Annotated in this window: 23 protein-coding genes; 11 read left to right on the plus strand and 12 right to left on the minus strand. The window is 64.0% G+C overall.

Features of this window, described 5'->3' with window-relative positions:
- Positions 1-27 precede the first annotated feature (27 nt).
- Positions 28-1188 carry an MFS transporter gene (locus XB14_RS13115; protein WP_077962063.1) on the plus strand — a complete coding sequence of 387 codons (1161 nt, stop codon included), beginning with the start codon at positions 28-30 and terminating at the stop codon, positions 1186-1188.
- Here XB14_RS13115 and XB14_RS13120 read toward each other — a convergent pair.
- Positions 1185-2096, minus strand: coding sequence for a LysR family transcriptional regulator (locus XB14_RS13120; RefSeq protein WP_077962905.1), 912 nt, complete (start codon positions 2094-2096; stop codon positions 1185-1187). The genes XB14_RS13115 and XB14_RS13120 overlap by 4 nt on opposite strands.
- Before the next feature lie 101 nt (positions 2097-2197).
- On the opposite strand from XB14_RS13120, the gene wrbA reads away from it, so the two are divergent.
- The gene (wrbA, locus tag XB14_RS13125; protein ID WP_077962064.1) at positions 2198-2830 is read left to right on the plus strand and encodes an NAD(P)H:quinone oxidoreductase; all 633 of its coding nucleotides are present in this window, start codon (positions 2198-2200) and stop codon (positions 2828-2830) included.
- Positions 2830-4032: a CynX/NimT family MFS transporter gene (locus tag XB14_RS13130; protein ID WP_077962065.1), complete on the plus strand. Its 1203-nt coding sequence runs from the start codon at positions 2830-2832 to the stop codon at positions 4030-4032. The genes wrbA and XB14_RS13130 overlap by 1 nt, the downstream gene beginning before the upstream one ends.
- 73 nt (positions 4033-4105) lie before the next feature.
- Here XB14_RS13130 and XB14_RS13135 read toward each other — a convergent pair whose 3' ends face one another.
- Entirely contained in the window at positions 4106-4498 is a 393-nt protein-coding gene (locus XB14_RS13135; RefSeq protein WP_034789243.1) for a hypothetical protein, read from the minus strand.
- A 248-nt stretch (positions 4499-4746) separates the two neighbouring features.
- Between XB14_RS13135 and XB14_RS13140 the strand changes: the two genes are divergently transcribed.
- Entirely contained in the window at positions 4747-6321 is a 1575-nt protein-coding gene (locus XB14_RS13140) for a helicase HerA-like C-terminal domain-containing protein (protein WP_077962066.1), read from the plus strand.
- 86 nt (positions 6322-6407) lie between these two features.
- The gene (locus XB14_RS13145) at positions 6408-6620 is read left to right on the plus strand and encodes an alkylphosphonate utilization protein (RefSeq protein WP_057250526.1); all 213 of its coding nucleotides are present in this window, start codon (positions 6408-6410) and stop codon (positions 6618-6620) included.
- Between the two features lie 59 nt (positions 6621-6679).
- Here the strand turns inward: XB14_RS13145 and XB14_RS13150 are convergent, their stop codons facing one another.
- Complete coding sequence (locus XB14_RS13150) at positions 6680-6922, minus strand: hypothetical protein (RefSeq protein ID WP_077962067.1); 243 nt, start codon at positions 6920-6922, stop codon at positions 6680-6682.
- A gap of 109 nt (positions 6923-7031) precedes the next feature.
- Between XB14_RS13150 and XB14_RS13155 the strand changes: the two genes are divergently transcribed.
- Positions 7032-7319 (plus strand): DUF1236 domain-containing protein, encoded by a 288-nt coding sequence (locus XB14_RS13155; RefSeq protein WP_077962068.1) that lies wholly within the window; start codon positions 7032-7034, stop codon positions 7317-7319.
- 79 nt (positions 7320-7398) lie between these two features.
- On the opposite strand, the gene XB14_RS13160 is transcribed toward XB14_RS13155, so the two are convergent.
- Positions 7399-7821, minus strand: a complete 423-nt coding sequence (locus XB14_RS13160) for an organic hydroperoxide resistance protein (RefSeq protein ID WP_077962069.1) — start codon at positions 7819-7821, stop codon at positions 7399-7401.
- 116 nt (positions 7822-7937) lie between these two features.
- On the opposite strand from XB14_RS13160, the gene XB14_RS13165 reads away from it, so the two are divergent.
- Entirely contained in the window at positions 7938-8414 is a 477-nt protein-coding gene (locus XB14_RS13165; protein ID WP_077962070.1) for a MarR family winged helix-turn-helix transcriptional regulator, read from the plus strand.
- Between the two features lie 73 nt (positions 8415-8487).
- Here XB14_RS13165 and XB14_RS13170 read toward each other — a convergent pair whose 3' ends face one another.
- The 4 genes from XB14_RS13170 to XB14_RS13185 all read right to left on the minus strand — a co-directional run bounded on the left by XB14_RS13170 (position 8488) and on the right by XB14_RS13185 (position 13819).
- Positions 8488-9276 carry a L,D-transpeptidase family protein gene (locus tag XB14_RS13170; RefSeq protein ID WP_077962071.1) on the minus strand — a complete coding sequence of 263 codons (789 nt, stop codon included), beginning with the start codon at positions 9274-9276 and terminating at the stop codon, positions 8488-8490.
- A 140-nt stretch (positions 9277-9416) separates the two neighbouring features.
- Positions 9417-11750 carry a putative bifunctional diguanylate cyclase/phosphodiesterase gene (locus XB14_RS13175; protein ID WP_077962072.1) on the minus strand — a complete coding sequence of 778 codons (2334 nt, stop codon included), beginning with the start codon at positions 11748-11750 and terminating at the stop codon, positions 9417-9419.
- Positions 11751-11925: 175 nt separating this feature from the next.
- Positions 11926-13296 carry a PepSY-associated TM helix domain-containing protein gene (locus XB14_RS13180; protein ID WP_077962073.1) on the minus strand — a complete coding sequence of 457 codons (1371 nt, stop codon included), beginning with the start codon at positions 13294-13296 and terminating at the stop codon, positions 11926-11928.
- Positions 13297-13423: 127 nt separating this feature from the next.
- Entirely contained in the window at positions 13424-13819 is a 396-nt protein-coding gene (locus XB14_RS13185; protein ID WP_143348376.1) for a hypothetical protein, read from the minus strand.
- A gap of 173 nt (positions 13820-13992) precedes the next feature.
- Between XB14_RS13185 and XB14_RS13190 the strand changes: the two genes are divergently transcribed.
- On the plus strand, positions 13993-14655 hold the full coding sequence (locus tag XB14_RS13190; protein ID WP_077962075.1) for a glutathione S-transferase family protein: 663 nt from the start codon (positions 13993-13995) through the stop codon (positions 14653-14655).
- Between the two features lie 25 nt (positions 14656-14680).
- Here XB14_RS13190 and XB14_RS13195 read toward each other — a convergent pair whose 3' ends face one another.
- Complete coding sequence (locus tag XB14_RS13195; RefSeq protein ID WP_077962076.1) at positions 14681-15619, minus strand: LysR substrate-binding domain-containing protein; 939 nt, start codon at positions 15617-15619, stop codon at positions 14681-14683.
- 89 nt (positions 15620-15708) lie between these two features.
- On the opposite strand from XB14_RS13195, the gene XB14_RS13200 reads away from it, so the two are divergent.
- The gene (locus XB14_RS13200) at positions 15709-15903 is read left to right on the plus strand and encodes a hypothetical protein (protein WP_077962077.1); all 195 of its coding nucleotides are present in this window, start codon (positions 15709-15711) and stop codon (positions 15901-15903) included.
- 38 nt (positions 15904-15941) lie between these two features.
- The gene (locus tag XB14_RS13205; RefSeq protein ID WP_077962078.1) at positions 15942-16322 is read left to right on the plus strand and encodes an MmcQ/YjbR family DNA-binding protein; all 381 of its coding nucleotides are present in this window, start codon (positions 15942-15944) and stop codon (positions 16320-16322) included.
- Here XB14_RS13205 and XB14_RS13210 read toward each other — a convergent pair.
- Positions 16298-16882: a dihydrofolate reductase family protein gene (locus XB14_RS13210; protein ID WP_077962079.1), complete on the minus strand. Its 585-nt coding sequence runs from the start codon at positions 16880-16882 to the stop codon at positions 16298-16300. The two genes, XB14_RS13205 and XB14_RS13210, sit on opposite strands and share 25 nt — an antisense overlap.
- Before the next feature lie 172 nt (positions 16883-17054).
- Here XB14_RS13210 and XB14_RS13215 point away from each other — a divergent pair, with 172 nt between their 5' ends.
- Positions 17055-17981: a bestrophin family protein gene (locus XB14_RS13215; protein WP_077962080.1), complete on the plus strand. Its 927-nt coding sequence runs from the start codon at positions 17055-17057 to the stop codon at positions 17979-17981.
- A gap of 16 nt (positions 17982-17997) precedes the next feature.
- Here XB14_RS13215 and XB14_RS13220 read toward each other — a convergent pair whose 3' ends face one another.
- Both XB14_RS13220 and XB14_RS13225 read right to left on the minus strand, forming a co-directional pair.
- On the minus strand, positions 17998-18618 hold the full coding sequence (locus XB14_RS13220) for a glutathione S-transferase family protein (protein ID WP_077962081.1): 621 nt from the start codon (positions 18616-18618) through the stop codon (positions 17998-18000).
- Between the two features lie 265 nt (positions 18619-18883).
- On the minus strand, positions 18884-19255 hold the full coding sequence (locus tag XB14_RS13225) for a DUF4406 domain-containing protein (RefSeq protein WP_077962082.1): 372 nt from the start codon (positions 19253-19255) through the stop codon (positions 18884-18886).
- Positions 19256-19270 lie beyond the last annotated feature (15 nt).

The raw sequence follows: 19270 nt of genomic DNA on the forward strand, positions 1-19270 counted from the left end.
AGGACACCGATCAGAGGGAGGGGGGCGATGTCATTGCACGAGGCACAGACGAGCGATTTTGCACCCGACTGGCCGGCGATCATCGCCGTCGTCCTCGGTGTCACCGCCTTCTCGGTGGCGCAGGGGCTCACCTATCCGCTGATCTCGCTTTCGCTCGAAAGCCGCGGCGTTTCCGCTGGTATGATCGGCCTCAATGCCATGGGCTTTGCCGCCGGTCTCGGCGTCGCGACCTTGCTCCTCGGCCGGCTGACGCGGCTTGCCTCGGCCGACAAGTTGATCATCGCCAGCCTCGTCGGCTGCTCGGTCTGTCTCGCGACGCTTGCCTCGACCTCGGAGCTTGTCATCTGGTTCGTCGCCCGCTTCGCCCTCGGTTTCTTCGTCAGCATGGTCTTCATGCTGGGAGAAGCCTGGCTGAACACCGCCTGCCCGGACCGGTTGCGCGGGCGCGTCTCCGGCCTCTACGGCGCCGGCATGTGCGGCGGCTTTGCCGCCGGTCCGCTGGCGATCCCGTTGCTCGGCACAAGCGGCGGTCTCGGCTTCGCGCTGCTTGCGATCTATATCGCGCTCGTCGCCTTTCTCACCGGGCTTTTGACGATGGGCGCGCGCACGCGGCCAGAACCATCCTCGACGCGCGACCTCTTCGCCTTCTTCAGCAAGGCACCGATGCTGATTCTCATGGTGCTGATGTTCGGCTTTGCCGATATCGCGGCGATCTCCGCCATGCCCGTCTATTTCGTCAAGACCGGGCATAGCCAGGCCTTTGCTGCGCTGAGCGTCACGGCGCTGGCGATACCGACGGCGCTTGCCCAGCCTTTCATTGGCGTGCTTCTCGACCGGCTGCCGCGCCGCCGGGTGGCGATTTCGGCCGCCGCCGTCGCCGCCACAGGCTATCTGCTCGTGCCGTTCCTGTCGTCCGATATCGCCCTGCTGCTGACCTTCGCCTTTATCGGTGCGGCGAGCTTCGCACTCTACACGGCGGCGCTCACCATGCTCGGAGAAGAGTACCGCGGCGGCATGCTGGTTGCCGGCAGTGCTGCCTTTTCGCTCGCCTACGCCGCCGGCAGCGCCGCTGGCTCCGGCGCAACCGGCGCGCTGATGAACTTCATCAATCCCGTCGCCGGCCCGATGGGCGTGGGCATCGTGCTCGTGATCTTCACGCTTGCCTTCGCACTCAACGGCCGACGCTAGGCCTCGGCGCAGATCCGGGCGAGAGCCTCGCTGAAGACGCGGGCGGCCGGCCCGAGCGGCTCGTCGATCCGGTGAATGAGATAGGCTTCGGCCCCCACCTGGCTGTTGCGGCCAAGGGCCGCCGTCGGCATGCGCACCAGCCGGCCTTCCGCAAGGTCCCGCTCCACCTGCCAGGACGGCAACCGACCCCAGCCGAGGCCCGAGCGGATCATCGCATGTTTCGTATCCTGGCTGCTGACGCGGCAGGTTTGCGGCGAGAGCACGCCGAAGTCGCGACCGACCGTGCGCTGCGACTGATCCGACTGGACGATCTGCAGATGGTCCGCGAGCTCGGCGTTGTCGAGCACGTCACCCCCCGCCAGCAGGCCCAAGGGATGATGGGCGGCAACGACCGCAACGAGCTCGACCGTCGACAGCGCCCGGCGGGCGATCGCCGGATCGCGGAAATCCTCGCCCACGGTGATGCCGAGCGTGAAGCGGCGATCGACCAGGCCGTCGAGCGGACCACCCAGCGGCAGGACCGCGAGCCGGATGGACACATCAGGATAGGCACCCCGCATCTCTTTCAGCGCCAGGCCGACGGTCTCGATCGGAAAGAGCGTATCGACGACCAGCGAAAGCTCAAGCTCGATGCCTTCGCCGAGCCCGCGTGCCCGGGCGCGCATCGCGTCCACCCGCAACAGGATATCGCGGGCGTTGGCAAGCAGCGCCTGCCCCTCCGCAGTCAAGGCCGGCCGATGACCCGAGCGGTCGAACAGGGCGACGCCCAGCTCGGCCTCCATGTTGGCGATGGCGTGGCTGACGGCCGATTGCACCCGTGAAAGCCTGGCGGCGGCGGCGCGGAAGCTCCCGCTTTCGGCGACGGTCACGAAGGTCCGCATCTGGTCAAGGGTGAGCGCATCCAGCATGATCGATTCCATAGATCAACTTGATGAAAATTATATCACTCCAAGAGATCAAGAAAAGCACCCATCTTTTCCCTGAACAGCGATCCAGAAAGGACAGCGGAATGACCAAGGTGCTCGTACTCTACTATTCCTCCTACGGCCATATCGAGACCATGGCGAAGGCCGTGGCCGAGGGCGCTCGCGCCGCCGGCGCCGACGTCGCGTTGAAGCGCGTGCCCGAGATCGTGCCCGAGGCGGTTGCCGTCAAGGCGGGCTACAAGCGCGATCAGGAGGCTCCGGTCGCCACGGTCGCCGAACTGCCCGACTACGATGCGATCATCATCGGCACACCGACGCGGTTCGGCAGCATGGCGGCCCAGATGAAGAACTTTCTCGACCAGGCGGGTGGTATCTGGGCGCAAAATGCTCTGGTCGGACGCGTCGGCGGCGTCTTCACCTCGAGCGGAAGCCAGCATGGCGGCCAGGAAGCGACGATTCTCGCCACCCATACGGTACTGCTGCATCTCGGCATGGTGATCGCCGGCCTGCCCTACACCTTCAAGGACCAGATGCGCATGGACGAAATCACCGGCGGATCTCCCTATGGCGCCACGACGCTTGCCGACAACGGCCATGGCGGCGACCGCCAGCCGAGCGCCAACGAACTGAACGGCGCGCGCTTCCAGGGCCGCCACCTCGCGGAACTGGCAGCGGCGCTTGTCGCCGGTCGCGCGCGCGTACCGGAGCCCGCGTGATGACCATCGCAGCGAGCCTCCTTCGGGAAAGAACCGACTGGGCCGGGGTGATGACCGTCGTTGCTGCCGGCATCGTCGCCGCCATGCAGGTCGGCAAGGGACTGATTGCCGGCCCCATGCTTCAATCCGATCTTGGCCTCGACCTCTCCGCCCTCGGCTGGATCACCTCGGTTTTCGCCGTCGTCGGCGTGGTCGGGGGCATGGCGGCTGGCGCATTCGTCACGGCGGCCGGCGACCGGCGCCTGCTCGGCGCCGGCATGGCGCTGCTGGCGTTCGGCTCCTTTGCCGGTGCGGCCAGCCCCGCGTTTTCGCTGCTTCTTCTGTCACGCATTATCGAGGGCTTCGGCTTCCTGCTCGTCGTCGTCGCCGGTCCCGCCATCCTCATGCGCCTGGTGACGTCGGAGCGCCGGAACCTCGTCTTTGCGCTCTGGAGCTGCTTCATGCCCGCGGGCATGGCGATCGCCATGTTGACAGGGCCCGCTTTTGCCGATTGGCAGGCGATCTGGTGGAGCAACGGGCTGCTCACGCTTGCGAGCCTCGCCTCCATCTTCCTGGCCGTGTCGCCATCCGGGCAAACATCCCGCGTCGCCACCCGCTTCCGGGACGATGCCTCCGAAACGCTGACGAGCCGCGGTCCGGTTCTGCTTTTCGTGCTGTTTTCGCTCTACAGCCTGATGAGCTTCACGCTTTCGAGCTTTCTGCCGATCCTGTTGATCGAGCGGCTGCAGATCTCGCTTGGAACCGTCGGGCTGTTGAGCGCCATCATCACGCTGGTCAACGTCTTCGGCAATCTTGCCGCCGGCCATCTGCTGTCGCGCGGCTTTGCCCGTGGTCGCCTGGTCGCGAGCGCTGCGTTTTTGACGGGCGTGTCGGGGCTGTGGATCTTCCTGATCCCGTCGGGCGGACATCTGGTCCTGGCGCTCTGCATTTTGTTTTCCGCGATCGGCGGGCTCATTCCGGCAACGCTGATTTCGTCGGTTCCGCTCCTGTCGCCACGTCCGGCGCTTGCGCCGATGGCGATGGGCCTGCTGATGCAGGGCAGCAATCTCGGGCAACTCGTCGGCCCCGTTGCGGTCGGAACCGCGATCGAACGCTACGGATGGACATCGGGTGCGGCTTTTATCGGCGCCAGCGCCGTTCTTTGCATCGCGCTGGCGCCCACACTCGGACGGACACTACGGGAAAGCAGGCCGGAACTCTGATGGCGGCTGCAGGCAACAAAAAACCCACCGGCGGACGCCGGTGGGCTTCGTTTTTAGATTCGAGTCGCCGGTATCAGACGAACTGGCTGAGGCCCGGAACCGAGGCGACGACTTCGTCGACCACGTCGGCGCCAGCCTTTTCCTTGGCGAACGCGATGGTTTCCTTGGCAAGCCCGGTGATTTCGCCCATGCCGAGGCCCTGGCTCATCAGCTGCTGGCCGAGCGCCATGACGCCGCCGCCACCGATCGCCGACATCAGGCCGCCGAGAAGGCCACCGCCGCCGGTGCCTTCGCCGTTGTACTGGGCGATCAGCTCAGACGCGCCCGGGATCGCTTCGATCATCTGAGCAACCGGACCGTCAGCGGCTTCGCGCTGCAGAAAGCCGAGGATCATGCCGACTGCCTTTTCGGCCGTTGCCGGCTCGATGCCGACATTCTCAGCAACGCGCGTGACCAGTTCATTCATGGACAAACTCCCTCATTAAATTTTTGACGTTGACGTCAAGGTAAATGATCGCTCAACAAATAACAAGCCGTGAGCAGTGACTATCGGCCCGTCGACGTCGCCGCTTTCCGGCTGCGGACGGACACAGCCTTGTTGCCGGGCGCAACCGCACCACCTATAACAGAAATCCAGGCACATTTCGATGACGGCGCGCCTCCGCGACACTGCGAACCGCCCGCTTTCATTGATGAAACGGAGATGAAGCCCACATGTTGGAAGAAGGCAAGCTCTTTATCGGCACCAGCCGCAAGCCTGATGATTCGATCAACAAGGGCGAGTATCTGGAGCTCAAATTCGGCAACCGCCACGGCCTGATCACCGGCGCCACCGGCACCGGCAAGACGATCACCCTGCAGGTACTTGCCGAAGGATTTTCCAACGCCGGCGTCCCGGTTTTCTGCGCCGACGTCAAGGGCGACCTCTCCGGCATCGGCGCAATCGGCGAGGCCAAGGATTTCATCCTGAAGCGGGCCGAACAGATCGGCCTGCCGACGAACCCCTACGAGTTTCAGGAATTCCCGGTCATCTTCTGGGATCTCTACGGCGAAAAGGGCCATCGCGTTCGCACCACCATGTCGGAAATGGGCCCCCTGCTCCTCTCGCGCCTGATGAACGCGACCGACGCGCAGGAAGGCGTGCTCAATATCGCCTTCAAGATCGCCGACGAGGGTGGACTGCCCCTGCTCGATCTCAAGGACCTGCAGGCGCTGCTCAACTACATGGGCGACAATGCCAGCGCGCTCTCCAACCAGTTCGGCTTCATTTCCAAGTCCTCGGTCGGCTCGATCCAGCGCGAGCTGCTGATCCTCGAACAGCAGGGTGCCGAGCATTTCTTCGGCGAGCCGGCGCTGAAGATCTCCGACATCATGCGCACCACCAATGACGGCCGCGGCGCAATCTCGGTGCTCGCTGCCGACAAGCTGATGATGAACCCGCGGCTCTACGCCACCTTCCTGCTCTGGCTGCTGTCGGAGCTGTTCGAGGAACTGCCTGAAGTCGGCGACCCGGACAAGCCGAAGCTGGTCTTCTTCTTCGACGAGGCGCATCTGCTCTTCAACGATGCGCCGAAGGCGCTGGTCGAACGCGTCGAACAGGTCGTGCGGCTGATCCGCTCCAAGGGCGTCGGCGTCTATTTCGTCACCCAGAACCCGCTCGACGTTCCGGACACGGTTCTCGGCCAGCTCGGCAACCGCGTCCAGCATGCGCTGCGCGCCTATACGCCGCGCGACCAGAAGGCGGTGAAGACCGCCGCCGACACGTTCCGCCCGAACCCGGATTTCGACTGCGCCACCGTCATCACCAATCTCGGCACCGGCGAAGCTCTGGTCTCCACGCTCGAAGCCAAGGGCGCCCCCTCGATGGTCGAGCGTACGCTGGTGCGCCCGCCGCAGTCGCGCGTCGGTCCTCTGACCGAGGCCGAGCGGCAGAAGGTGATGGACGTCAGCCCGGTCCGCGGGCTCTATGACGAAGATTTTGATCGTGAGTCGGCCTACGAACTCCTGTCGGCGCGCGCCAAGAAGGCAGCCGACGCGCAGGCCGAGGCGCAAGCGCAGGCCGAGCAACAGACGACGGAGGCCAATAGCGGCGGCAGCCGCTGGACGCTGCCGGGATTCGGTGACGACGATCAGGCAACGCCGGCCGGCAAGCAGGCACGGCCGCGCAGCTCGGGCTACCAGCGCGAAACGGTCGTGGAAGCCGCGATGAAATCGGTCGCCCGCACGGTCGCGACCCAGGTCGGCCGCGCGCTGGTGCGCGGCATCCTCGGCAGCCTCAGCCGGCGCTAACCAAGGCCGGCCGACGAAGCGGCCAACAATTCTCACGCGCCCTGAGCCCATCGGGGCGCGTCGTCATTTCTGAAAGGAGCATTCCTATGGACGTGAAGGATTCAAACGGCGCCATCCTCCAGGACGGCGACAACGTCACGCTGATCAAGGACTTGAAAGTAAAGGGAACCTCGACGACGCTGAAGCGCGGCACGATGGTCAAGGGCATCCGTCTCACCGACAACCCCGACGAGGTCGAGTGCCGCGTCGAAAAGATCAAGGGTCTGGTGCTGCGTACCGAATTTCTGAAGAAGGCTTAAGGTCGGCGCGGGATGCCGGAACGGCACGGCAAATGGCCTGACGGCCAGTCGTGCCGCCATCAATGCCGTGTCCTGGAGACGGTGACTGCGCTCAAGCGGCGTCTGTCCACCGCAACTCCGGTCCGCTGGGTGGCGGCGTATTCGTCCGTCAGTTCCAGCAGAGCCAAGGCGATCTCGTCCCAATGCCATCCCACCCGCTCGGCGAGATCCGCCAGCAGTTCGAACTCCTCACGCAAAGCGGTTGCGCATTCGATTTCGCGCTGCGCGAGCGTGCAGGTTCTGGTCTTCGGCTTGGCGATCATCCTATCGCACCTCCTGCTCATCAACTCTCAGCCCGCGCTTAGGTTCCAGCGCCGCGCGACTGGAACCAATCGCCTTGCGGGTCGTTGGCTAGGGACAGGAGGTACTGTCATGAAGAAAATCATCCTAGCCAGCTTTGCCGCGAGCCTTGTCTTTTCCGGCGCCGCCCTGGCTCAGACCACGACGGTCGTCGTTCCCGGCGAGGTCAGGACCTATGTCCTTGAGCAAACCAGCCCTTCGGTCACCTATGACGGCAGCATCGTCGTAGGCGAACCCCTCCCCGACACGGTCGAGGTCTACCCAATCCCGCAGCAACAGTCCTACGGCTATGTCGTCGTCAACAAGCAAAGGGTGCTGGTCGATCCGCAGACCAGGCGGGTGATCGAAGTCCTGCAGTAGACCGGCACACAGCGTGCCCGGAAAAAGAAGAAGCCCGGGGGAGACCGCCGGGCTTCTTTCGACAGGGAACTGAGCGAACTCAGGCGACAGTCAGCTTGACGTCGATGTTGCCCTTGGTTGCGTGGCTGTAGGGGCAAACGATATGCGCCTTCTGGACAAGATCTTCGAGCACGGCCTTGTCGACGCCCGGCGACGAGATTTCGAGGGCAGCGTCGATGCCGAAGCCGGTGCCGTCGTCGCGCGGACCGATGCCGACCGTTCCCGTCACCGTGGTGTCTTCCGGAAGCTTTACCTTCTCCTTGCCGGCAACGAACTTCAGCGCACCGAGGAAGCAGGCCGAGTAGCCGGCTGCGAAGAGCTGTTCGGGATTGGTGCCGCGGGCGCCGTCGCCGCCGAGTTCCTTCGGAACGGTGAGCGTGACGTCGAGCACGCCGTCGGCGCTCTTGGCCTGGCCGGCGCGGCCACCGGTTGCGGATGCAGTGGTGCGGTAAAGAATGGGCATTGGCGGGGTCTCCTTTGCGTTTCCGAGTGAATGCGATTTAGATAGCGCAAAATTCAATTGCACGCAAATTAATTTTGCAAATTGCATTTTCGGCGTCTTTTTGCGACAATGACGCCATGGCGAACAAGGCAACACATAGCGACATCATTCCCGAGGAAGCACTCACGCTCGGCAAGCAGCTGTGTTTTGCCGTCTACTCGGCGGCGCATGCGTTCAACCGTGCCTACAAGCCGCTGCTCGATCGTTTCGGCCTCACCTATCCGCAATATCTCGTGCTCCTGGCGCTCTGGCAACAGGACGAGATGACCGTCAAGCGAATCGGCGAGGAGATCGGCCTGGATTCAGGCACGTTGTCGCCGCTGCTCAAACGCCTGGAGGCAGCCGGCTATGTCGGCCGCCAGCGGGATCCGAGCGACGAACGGCAGGTGATCGTGCGCCTGACGGACAAGGGCCAGGAGCTGAAGAGCGAGGCTTTCGGCATCCTGATGGGCATCGGCAAGGCCTCGGGATGCAGCTTGAAGGAAGCGGAAGAAATCCGTGAGACGCTGCACCAACTGACACGGCAGCTCAATTCCGGCCCCGGCGAGGATTGACGGGACCTGCCGCCCGCTCGACGGGCCGGCGCTGCGCAATGTCATCAAGGGCGACGGAAAGCCCCTGCCCCCGTCAGATGACGAGGATCGGCGCCTTGCCGCGGACGCGATCGTAGAGATCCATGACATCCTGGTTGAGCATGCGCACGCAGCCCGACGAGACCGCCTTGCCGATCGACTTCCATTCCGGCGTGCCGTGAACGCGGTAAAGTGTGTCCTGGCCGTTCTGGAAGATGTAGAGCGCGCGCGATCCGAGCGGGTTGTTGAGGCCCGGCGCCATGCCGCCGTTCCTGGCGGAATAGGGTTTTAGCTGCGGCTGGCGGGCGACCATGCTGTCGGGCGGCGTCCAGCGCGGCCACTTCTGCTTCCACTGGATGACGCCACGACCCGACCAGGCGAAACCTTCGCGACCGAGACCGACCCCGTAGCGCAGCGCCCGGCCACCCGGCTGGATCAAATAGAGATAGCGGTCGCCGGTATCGACGACGATCGTGCCCGGCTGCTCGCCGAAGGGATCGCTGACCTCCTGGCGGTAGAAGCGCGCGTCGATCTGGCGATAGGGAATTTCCGGCACCTGGTAGCCGCCATCGGAAACGCTGGCATAGATGTCCGAGACATAGAGGCCCTGCGGCGGAAGCCCGGTCGGCACCGGCCCCGGGCCGTCCTGCCGCTCATAGATGCCTTCGGCGCGCGGATCGGTAAACCGTCCCTCGAGCGCGGGATTGCGGAACACCGGCGCCGTCTCATAGCGAAAGACATCCGTGTTCATCGACGAAGTGCAGCTTGCCAGACCAGCGGAGGCGAGCGCCACACCGGACGAGCGAAGAAACTGGCGGCGGGAGAAAAGGACTGAAGAGGACATCGAACTCTGGGGGCTTGAGTGCGGCATGAGGAGTGCTGCATGAATTTGCTTAACGAAATACTACGCACAGCCCCCACGGTTTGGGGCGATGCTTGCATTTACGGCTGGAACGAAGCTTGCGTCGCGGCGGGCGGCGACGGTCAAACGCTGTGGACGTGGAACCGCGGCTGGCGCATCAGCGTCTCGAAATCCGCTGCGGAGAGCGGCCGACTGAAGAAGTAGCCCTGGATCTCGTCGCAACCGCTCTGGCGGAGGAATTCGACCTGCGCCTGGGTTTCCACCCCTTCGGCAATGACGCGCAGGCCGAGATTCCGGGCGAGCGAAATGATCGCGGCGGTGATCGCGTTGTCGTCGAGATCCGTGGGAATGTCGGCGACGAAGGACCGGTCGATCTTCAAGCGGCGCACCGGGAAACGCTTGAGCGCGCTGAGGCTCGAATAGCCGGTGCCGAAGTCATCGATCGCCAGGTGCACCCCGATCGTCTGCAACTCGTGCATGGTCGCGATCGCGCCCGGAACGTCCTGCATGATCAGGCTCTCGGTCAGTTCGAGTTCGAGGCAGCGTGGATCAAGCCCGGTCTCGGCGAGGATCGCCGCCACGTGACCGGCCCAGTTGCGTTCGCGGAACTGGCGCGCCGAAACGTTGACGCTGATGATCAGTGGCGGGAGGCCGGCATCCTGCCAGGCCCTGGCCTGGCGGCAGGCGGCGTGCAGCACCCAGTCGCCGATCGGCACGATCAGCCCGGTTTCCTCGGCAAGCGGAATGAACTCCGCCGGCGAGACCGTGCCGCGTTCGGGGTGATGCCAGCGCAACAAGGCTTCAGCCGCGAAAACACGGCCATTCGCGAGATTCATCTGCGGCTGGAACTGCAGGAAGAACTCCTCCCGCGCGATCGCCCGGCGCAGCGCTTCCTGCTGCCTGAGCTTCTCATGGGCCTTGGCGGCCATCTCTTCGGTGAAGACCTGCAGGTTGTTGCGGCCGAGCTCCTTGGCCCGGTACATCGACATGTCGGCATTGGCGAGCAATTCGCCGACCGTCTTGCCCTGATTGGGAAAACAGGCGACCCCCATGCTGCAGGTGATCTGCAGGCTACGGCCCTCGATCTGCATCGGCGCGGCAATTGCCCGTCGGATGTCCTCAAGCCTCGCCAGCACGATATCGCGTTCGCAGGGAAGCCCGTTCAAAAGCAGGATGAATTCGTCGCCGCCGACCCGCACGACCATGTCGGACTTGCGCACCGAAGCGCGCATGCGCGAGGCGGTGACCTTCAGCAACTCGTCGCCGGCGGCATGGCCGAGGGTATCGTTGACCAGCTTGAAATTGTCGAGATCGAGAAAGGCGAGCACCGCCCATTGGCCACTGCCGCGCAGAGCTTCCAACGCCTCGGCGACCTGTTCCTCGAACAGCGCGCGGTTCGGCAGGCCGGTCAGCGCGTCGTGGTGCGCCATGAAGCTGATGCGGTCTTCCGCCTGCTTGCGCTCGATCGCGATGCCGGCAAGATGCGCCGCCATTGCGATCAGTTCCCTCTGGGCGTCATCGGGCACGCCGACCGATTCGGAATAGAGCGCAAAGGTGCCGAGCACCTTGCGTTCGCGCGAATGGATCGGGGTCGACCAGCAGGAGCGAAAGCCGTAGGGGCGGACGAACTCGCGATAGTCGTCCCAGAGCGGATCGGTCATAATATCCGACACGATCACCTGCTCGCCGCGCCAGGCGGCCGTGCCGCAGGAGCCCATCCGCGGGCCGATCTCGACGCCGTGGATCGTCGCGCAATAGGCTTCGTCGAGGCTCGGCGCCGCGCCATGGAAGAGATAGCGGCCATCGGCCGACAGCAACAGCACGGACCCCTTGATGCCAGGCATCAATGCTTCGATCAAAAGGATCATGTCGCGGAAGAACGCGTCCAGCGGCCGGCCGTTGGCGATCATTTCAAGCAGGCGTGCCTGCCCTTCGAGCAGCCGTTCGGCCGCCTTGCGGTCGGATATGTCGCGCGATACGCCAACGATGCCGACGATCTTGCCATGCTTGTTGCGCAGCGGCACCTTGGAGGTCATCAGCCAGCGGTCGCGGCCCTTGCTGACGATGGCCCGCTCCTCGATGCCGAAAATCGGCTCGCCGGTTTCAATCACCCGGCGCTCGATGTCTGCAATCGCCTTGGCCATCTGCGGCGGATGGAGATCGAAATCGGTCTTGCCGACGATATCCTTCAGGGTTTCGAGCCCGTTGTCGGCGACGGTCACCTGGTTGGCGATCAAAAATCGGCCATCGACATCCTTGGCATAGATGTAGTCAGGCACGTGGTTGATCATCGTCTCCAACCAGTAGTGGCGGTCGGCGATGTCGGGTTCGCTCGGAAAGATGCGCGCGACCTCCTCGGCCAGCCGCGTGCTGGCATCGATCAGGCGACGCGTTTCCTCGTTGCCGCCGGCATTGAGGGCGGCATATCGCGGATTGCGGGACGTGTTCTTCGCCAAGCAAGGCCTCCCGACGCTTTTCGCCACGTCGCTGGTCGATCTTTCCCCACTTCACGTTAGACGAGCAAGAGTTAGCTCTTCCTAAATAACTTGTAGAAAAATCGTGTAGAGGTTGCAATGACCAAGTTGCTAAAGGCGATAGAAGGGGTGGACGACGCCACCCCCTGATGTCCCTTCAAGACAGCCGCCGGCGCACCGCCGCGATGCGCATCAGCAATTGATCGACGATCACCATGACGACGATCGCAATGCCCGTCAACGGAAACGCCAGTCCGAAGACAATGGCCATGAGCCACAATCCTACATAGACGCTGCGCCGCGGCGGCATCGGCGGTACACCGATCCGCCCGGCCGGGCGCCGCTTCCACCACATGACGACTGCAGAAAGGGAAACAAGCACGATGGCGATGCAAGCACCAAGCATCAGGAGCTGGTTGAAGCGCCCCCACTCCTGCCCCTTGTGCACGTTGATGCTCCATTCGATGGCCTTGCCGAGCGCCGGGTAGTCGCCGAAGGCAATATCGACCAACGGCTTGCCGGAGTATTGATCGATATGGATCGTGCGCTCGCGCGCGAGATCGGAAGGGAAGATCGCGGCGGTATAAACGCCGGACTCCTCCAGCGGGATCGCCAGTTCGTAGCCAGGCAGCATGCCGGCGGCGTCGGCGATCGCGACGGCGCGGTCGACCCCGACCGCCTCGCCCACACCACCGCGCGAGGCTGGAACGGGTGCGTTCTCCATCAGCCAATTCGCCCTGGGCAGCACGTCGGTCGAGACCTTGCTCGAGGTCGGAACCTCGTCCCAAAGCGCTGCCGGATAACCAAGGCCCATCGCCGTCAGCTTGCCGTTGACGGTTGCGCCCCAGTAGCCGGACCACAGAAGACCCGAGAAGGCGAGGAAAACGATCAGCAGGCCCGCACCGATACCGGTCACGGCATGAAGGTCGCGCCAGAAGACGCGGCGCGCCGGCGTTCCGCGCACCGTCAGGACGCCGCCGGTCTGCTGGCGCGGCCACCAGAGATAGATACCGGTGAAGACCAGCAGAATGGCAAAGCCCGCGACGATCTCGATGATCTTTTCGACCGACTTGCCGAAATAGTCGAGGCTGTGCAGGTCCTCGACCACCTGGTTGAACTCCTCCGACGGTGCGACCCGGTCGAGGATGGCGCCGGTGTAGGGATCGACGAAGACCAGCAGGCGGGCCTTGTCGATGCCGACCGTGACCCGCGCGGAGCGGTCCGTGCCAGCGGGCGTGCGGTAGGAGACCGCGGCGCTGCCGGGCACGGACTCGACGGCGGTGGCGACGATGGCCGAGGGCGACATCCGTTCGGCGCCCACAGGCACGACGTTGCGGTAGGCAAAGACGGTATCGTCGATCTCGTCGTTGAAGAGATAAAGCCCGCCGGTCAGCGCCAGGCTGATCATGAACGGGATGACGAGCAGGCCGGCAAAGAAGTGCCAGCGCCAGATGGCGCGGTAGAGGGAAATGCCGCGCTCGGTAGCCACCGGCGGCGCAGCGGCATTGGTGAAGGATGCGGTTGTCATGGTTTTCTCCGGGGAAGGCCGTGTGTGCGGCTTCGCCTCTTGAAGGTCGGAAACGATTGCCGATGGCGGCCGGCGACATCGAAAGATTCGACGCCAACAGGACGAACAGGTGTCGTTCAGGCGAGTTTCAGGCGGAGAAATCCGAAGGTGGCGCTCTTGGTCCAGCGCCGGTGAGAAGTACGGGGCGAGCAAGCACGAGCTCGTTCGCCGGAACGGCCGGCGGGCGCGTCCGGGATGGCGACGGCAGCGAGACCGGGTATGGCGCAGGCAGGTCTACGGGCGCAACCAGGCAGCAGGACTGGCATCCATGTCCCTTCGCACCGCCTTTTCCGTCGGTGTCGTTGTGGCCCGTGAGGCAAAGATCCGCAAGGCTGCCATCCGGAAGGACGTAGCCGGCCACGTCCGGCGTGAGCGGCATGGCAAAGGCGGGCTGCTGGATCAGCGCCGACACGACGAGAACGAGCGCGCAGAGCAAGCGCGCCGCCAGATCCGTCAACCGGTCACCGAGAAACCGTCGTGCCAAAAGTGCCCCCGAAGTTGACTGCGACAGCTAAAGATCAACGGCCGGAAACGCAAGCCGTCAAAGGGCCGCATGGCCCATCAAAAGATTTCATGTGTACTATCAGCGCTGCCCGCTTCCGTCGCTCCCGGCGCGTGCCTAAGACAGACGGCAACGCAGGACGGGAGGAACGTGACATGCTGACGATCTACGGGGTCTATCGCTCGCGCGCATCGCGCAATTACTGGATGGCGCGGGAGCTCGGCATCCCCTTTCAATCGGTGCCGGTCGTCCAGGCGCGCCGGGTTGCCGATCCGCTGGCCGCCGATGCGCCGATCAACACGAAGTCGCCCGCCTTCCTCGCCGTCAATCCGATGGGGCTGATCCCGGCGATCGAAGACGACGGCGTCGTGCTGACGGAATCGCTTGCCAACAATCTCTATCTTGCGCGCAAATATGGCGGTTCGCTCGCGCCTGCCGATATTGCCGAGGAGGGCTTGATCGGCAACTGGACGATGTGGGCGGCGACCGAGGTCGAGCCGCATGCGGTAGAGATCATCCTCACCTACGACTACGGCGCCGAGAATACCGAGGACGGCAAGGCAACGATCGCCAGCTGTGCGAAGTCGCTCGACAAGGTTTTTGCGCTCCTGGAAAGCCACCTGGACGGACGCGACTATCTCGTCGGCGACCGCTTCACCGTGGCCGACCTCAATCTCGCGGAAGTCTTCCGCTACGCGATGAGCCAGAAGCAGCTGTTCGAGAAGAACCCGCGCGTTTCGGCCTGGCTTGGCCGCTGCCATGCCCGCCCGGCGTTCAAGGCAATGATGGAGGAACGGCTGAAGGAGCCGGCGGATTAGGCGATCAACGGGCCGCTTCCGACGATCAGCTCATGGTCGCCGCGTCGAAGCGAGCGCGCGGCGCCTTGATGTCGAGCAGCCTCATGCCTTCCTCCACTTCGTCACGAACCCAGCGCTTGAATACCCTGGCGGCCTTGCTCTCGCGCCGTGACGGCGAACTGACGAAGTAGTGGCCGAAACCCGTCTCCACCCGGATGCCGAACGGCACCACAAGGCTGCCCTGCGCGATCGCGAAACCGGCAAGCGTCTGCCAGGCGAGCATAACCCCCTGCCCGGAGATCGCGGCATCGAGCACCAGCGACGCCTCGTTGAAGGTGTGGCGCACGTTCATTTCCGCGCCCGAGAGCCCGACTTCGCGAAGCCACACCTCCCAGCTGAACATCGAGTGACCGTCGATGACGGCAGGCAGTTTTAGAATATCTGCAGGCTTGCGCAGCCCTTCGGCCATAGCGGGCGAACAGACCGGAAAAACCTCCTGCTGCAACAGCGGCTCGGCCTTCACCCCCGGCCACTCCCCCATGCCGACGCGAATGCCGACATCCACATCGGACGTATCGAGATTGACGAGCTTCGTCGTCGCGTCGATGCGCAGGCGAATGTCGGGATGGCGCTCGGCAAAACGGTTCAGCCGATAGACCAGCCAGCGGGCGGCAAAGACCGGCGCGACCGAAATCGTCAGCACCGACTCGTCGCGTCGCCGTGCCGACGCCACGGCCTCTGCCAGTTCGTGAAATGCGTTGCTGATGCGCGCGAGAAACCGCTGGCCGAAATCGGTCGGCACGAGACCGCGGGGCGTGCGCTCGAACAGGATGCGCCCAAGCTGGGCCTCCGCCTTGGCAATCTGCTGGCTGACGGCGCCCGGGGTCACGCCGAGTTCTTCGGCGGCGGCGGCCAGTGATTCCAGCCGACCGGCAGCTTCGACGGCGCGCAGCCCGTTCAAATGCACGGAATTCAGATCTCTCATATAGTTTTTCTAAACACGTTCTCTGCCATTCTCAATTGAAAAGAAAACCGGACAGGCGGATCATCCAAGCGTGGAAAGGATGAACCGCCATGTTGAAGTTTCTCTCGAAGCTGGCCCTGCTCAAAACATCGGAAGGTCAGAAGGACGATGCGCCGCTCGCCTGGGCACGCGATCCGCTCATGCATCCGGATCTGGAGCGCATGGGCGAGCGCGAACTCGGCGACCTGCCGTTCCCCGGCTGGCCGTGGCCCCGCACAGCCGAGTGCACCGGACGATGCCTCTAGGCCGATGACGGGAAGCTGCGCTGTGGTATGCTGGTGGGATGAGCGAGGATCTTGACAGCAATTTCGCCCGTGTCGTCAGGCTGGCCGAGGCCGCGGGCCTGCCCGAGGTGACGGTTGGCACCTCCTACGGCACACCTGCGCTGCTGGTAAAGGACAAGAGTTTTGTGCGCATGAAGGATGGCGACACGCTCGTCGTCATGTGTGCGCTCGAAGAAAAGGAAATGCTGCTGGAGCTCGACCCGAGGCTCTATTTTCAAACGGATCACTACAAGGGCTGGCCTGCCATGCTCGTGCGGCTTTCGGAGATCGACGACCAAAGCCTCACCGGGCGGCTGGTTGCCGCCTGGCGCGAGAAGGCGCCAAGGCGGCTCGCCGCGAGTTTCCTCGAACCTGGTCAGGCTGCGCCGCCGGCCTTGTAAACCAGGCAGACCTTGCCACCGTCCAGCCGCTTCACGTCATCAAGCTGCACGTAATGGCGCCCGGCGACGGTGTCGAACAGCGCCTTGCCCTTGCCGACCACGAGAGGATGGATGGTGAGACGCAGCTCGTCTATCAGGCCGTGATCCATCAGGCTCGACACCGTGCGCGCGCCGCCGACGACGTAAATGGTTCGGCCCGGCTCACGCTTCAGCCTCTCGATCTCGGAGACATCGCGCACGATCTTGGCATTCGGCCATTCGACGCCGGAGCGGCTCTTCGAGAGCACGTAATGCGGCGTGCCGAGCGCGAAGTCCGCATATTCGATTTCCTCCGGCGTCGGCAGCTGGCCGGTGAACTCCAGCGGCGCTTGTGGATCGCGCTTGATCGCGCTCCAATACTGCTCGTAGCCCGAAAACATGCCGCTCCCGAGGACGCAGGCGTCGATCTCGGGCAAGAGGTCGAACGTATCCGACCAGGAATCGACCCAGTCCGTGTAACCATCCGGCCCATCAATCAGTCCGTCGATGGACATCTGCATGCCTGCAACCACCTTGCGCATCGTCGTTGTCTCCCTGTTGGCGTTACACGCCAAGGACGGGCGACAGACGGGAAGCCCGACATTAGCGGTAAAAAATCGTGGCGCTGCGGGCGGCCTCATCGAACAGACGGCCCTTCCATTTCCAGGCCAGCGCCTATACCGGTGGAGACAACTGCCGGACAGGTGCTCTCCCATGATCGTTCGTGACCGCCCTACCCTCTTGAAACTGTTCTTCATCCTCAGGGGTTCGGTCATCCAGCGAATCTTTCCGCAGGTGCTGTTCGTCTTTGCCCTTTCCGCCTTCGTCGTCTGGGCGCACCGCGTCGATCCCGGCCTGGTGCCGAGCGTCAACAGCGGCCCGTTCGCACTGCTCGGCATCGCGCTTTCCGTCTTCCTCGGCTTCCGCAACAACGCCTGCTACGACCGATGGTGGGAGGCGCGGAAAGACTGGGGACAGTTGATCTTCACCGCCCGCGATCTCGCACGTCAGACGCTGGTCCTGACCGAGACAGGCACCGCTTCGGCTGTGGAGGCGCGGCAGCGGCTACTGAATATCGCGATCGCCTTTGCGCACGCGCTCGTCTGCTACTTGCGCCCAGGCAGCGATGGCTCGAGGCCGCTCGCGCGCCTGCCCGCCGATCTCGTCCCAGATTACCAGACAAGCCGCAACGGGCCGGATTTTCTCTTGCGCGAGATGGGCCGCGCGCTCGCCAGCCTGCGCGCATCAGGGGCGATCAGCGACGTTCAATGGGTGCTCTTCGACGGTACGGTCGGCAAGATGTCGGCGGTGCTTGCCGCCTGCGAGCGCATCCGCAACACGCCGGTGCCGTTCGGCTACACGCTGCTCCTGCACCGCACCGCCTATCTCTTCTGCTTCTTGCTTCCCTTCGGCTTTGCCGATGCGCTTGGCTGGGCGACGCCCTTCGTGACGGCGCTGGTCGCCTATACGTTCTTCGGCCTCGACGCGCTCGGCGACGAGCTGGAGGAGCCGTTCGGCGTGTTGCCGAACGACCTGCCGATTGTCGCGCTTGCCGAGACGATCGAAATCAACCTGCGCGAAGCGCTCGGCGAGACCAACCTTCCGCCCTTGCCGCAGCCCAAGAACTACATCCTGATGTAGCAGCAGGCGCGATGGCTCAGATCTTCAGCGTCGCCAGCACCCGGGCGACGGCCGGACGCGCGGTCATGCGGTTGCGGTGATCGATAATTTTTGGAAAGCGCTTAGGGTCCACGCCGTCCGGCTCAATCCAGCCGGCGACGGTGAAGAGATAAGGATCGGCGACCGAATAGGTGTCGCCAAAGACGAACGGCCCTTCGAACATCCTGCTTTCGATCAGCTCGTAGCAGGCGGCCATGTTGGAGGCGACCTTGGCCTTCATCGCCTCATGCGCCGCCGGATCGTCGGCCCAGCGTGCGCCGCGACGACCATGGGCGTGGGCGACATGCACCGTCGAGCAGAGGTAATTCAGAAAAGACTGCAACTGCGCGAAGGCGAAGGCATCGTTGACCGGAGCCAGCTTCGCAGCCGGAAAGGCCTCAGCGATATAGGTCAGGATGGCCGGCGTTTCGGTGATGACGCCCCGGTCGGTCAGGAGCGCCGGGACCCGTCCCTTCGGGTTCACCGCGAGATAGTCTGGCTTGGTCTGTTCGGCTGTCGAGAAATCGACGCGGCGCGCCTCGTACGCGGCGCCCGCTTCTTCCAGCGCGATATGCGAGGCCAATGAACAGGTTGCGGGGGCGTAGAACAATTTCAACACTTTAAGCTCTCCTCTGCGAACATGCGGATCGGTTGACGTGACGTCGATGGACCGAACCGCCTCTGCCAATGCCCGTGGGCCGAAGCGGAATGCGAACGAAAAAACCGCGCGCTTCCTGCCGTCTCGCCCCCAAAGCAAAGACCGACCGCAGAAGAAAGGATGTCACCTCGATTGACAAGCAGAAGTGGCAAGGGCGCAGCTAATCGCTGCCGCCAGCCATCGCTTGGGGGTGCCCGGCAGGCTACAACTGCCGGGCCCTGCATGTTCACGCGACCAGCGACTCGCCGCAACCGGGCACGTCCTCCAGGCGACAATAGACGGGAATACCGCGCTCGCGGGCAAGGCGCACGTCGTTGTCGGCACCCTTGCTGTCGCCCGGCAGGCGCAACACTGCATCGCAAAGCGCCAGCAGCCGGCCCGCCACGGGATGAAATATCTCCTCGTAAAGGTCGTCACCGATCCGCTCGCCGCCGGCGGCGTGCCAGACCGGCAGGGCGACCCATTCGCCGATCATTGGTACGTGGCCCGCCTTGAACAGCGCATAGGAGGGTTCCTCCAGCCGCTTCAGATTGGCCGCCATCTTCGCCGGATCATCACCGGTTCCGGAGCGATAGGGGCCCGCGATCAAGATCAGCATTTTTCTCTCCCGAGA

Origin of the sequence: Ensifer adhaerens, from assembly GCF_002007205.1 — a bacterium.
GTDB lineage: Bacteria > Pseudomonadota > Alphaproteobacteria > Rhizobiales > Rhizobiaceae > Ensifer > Ensifer adhaerens_D.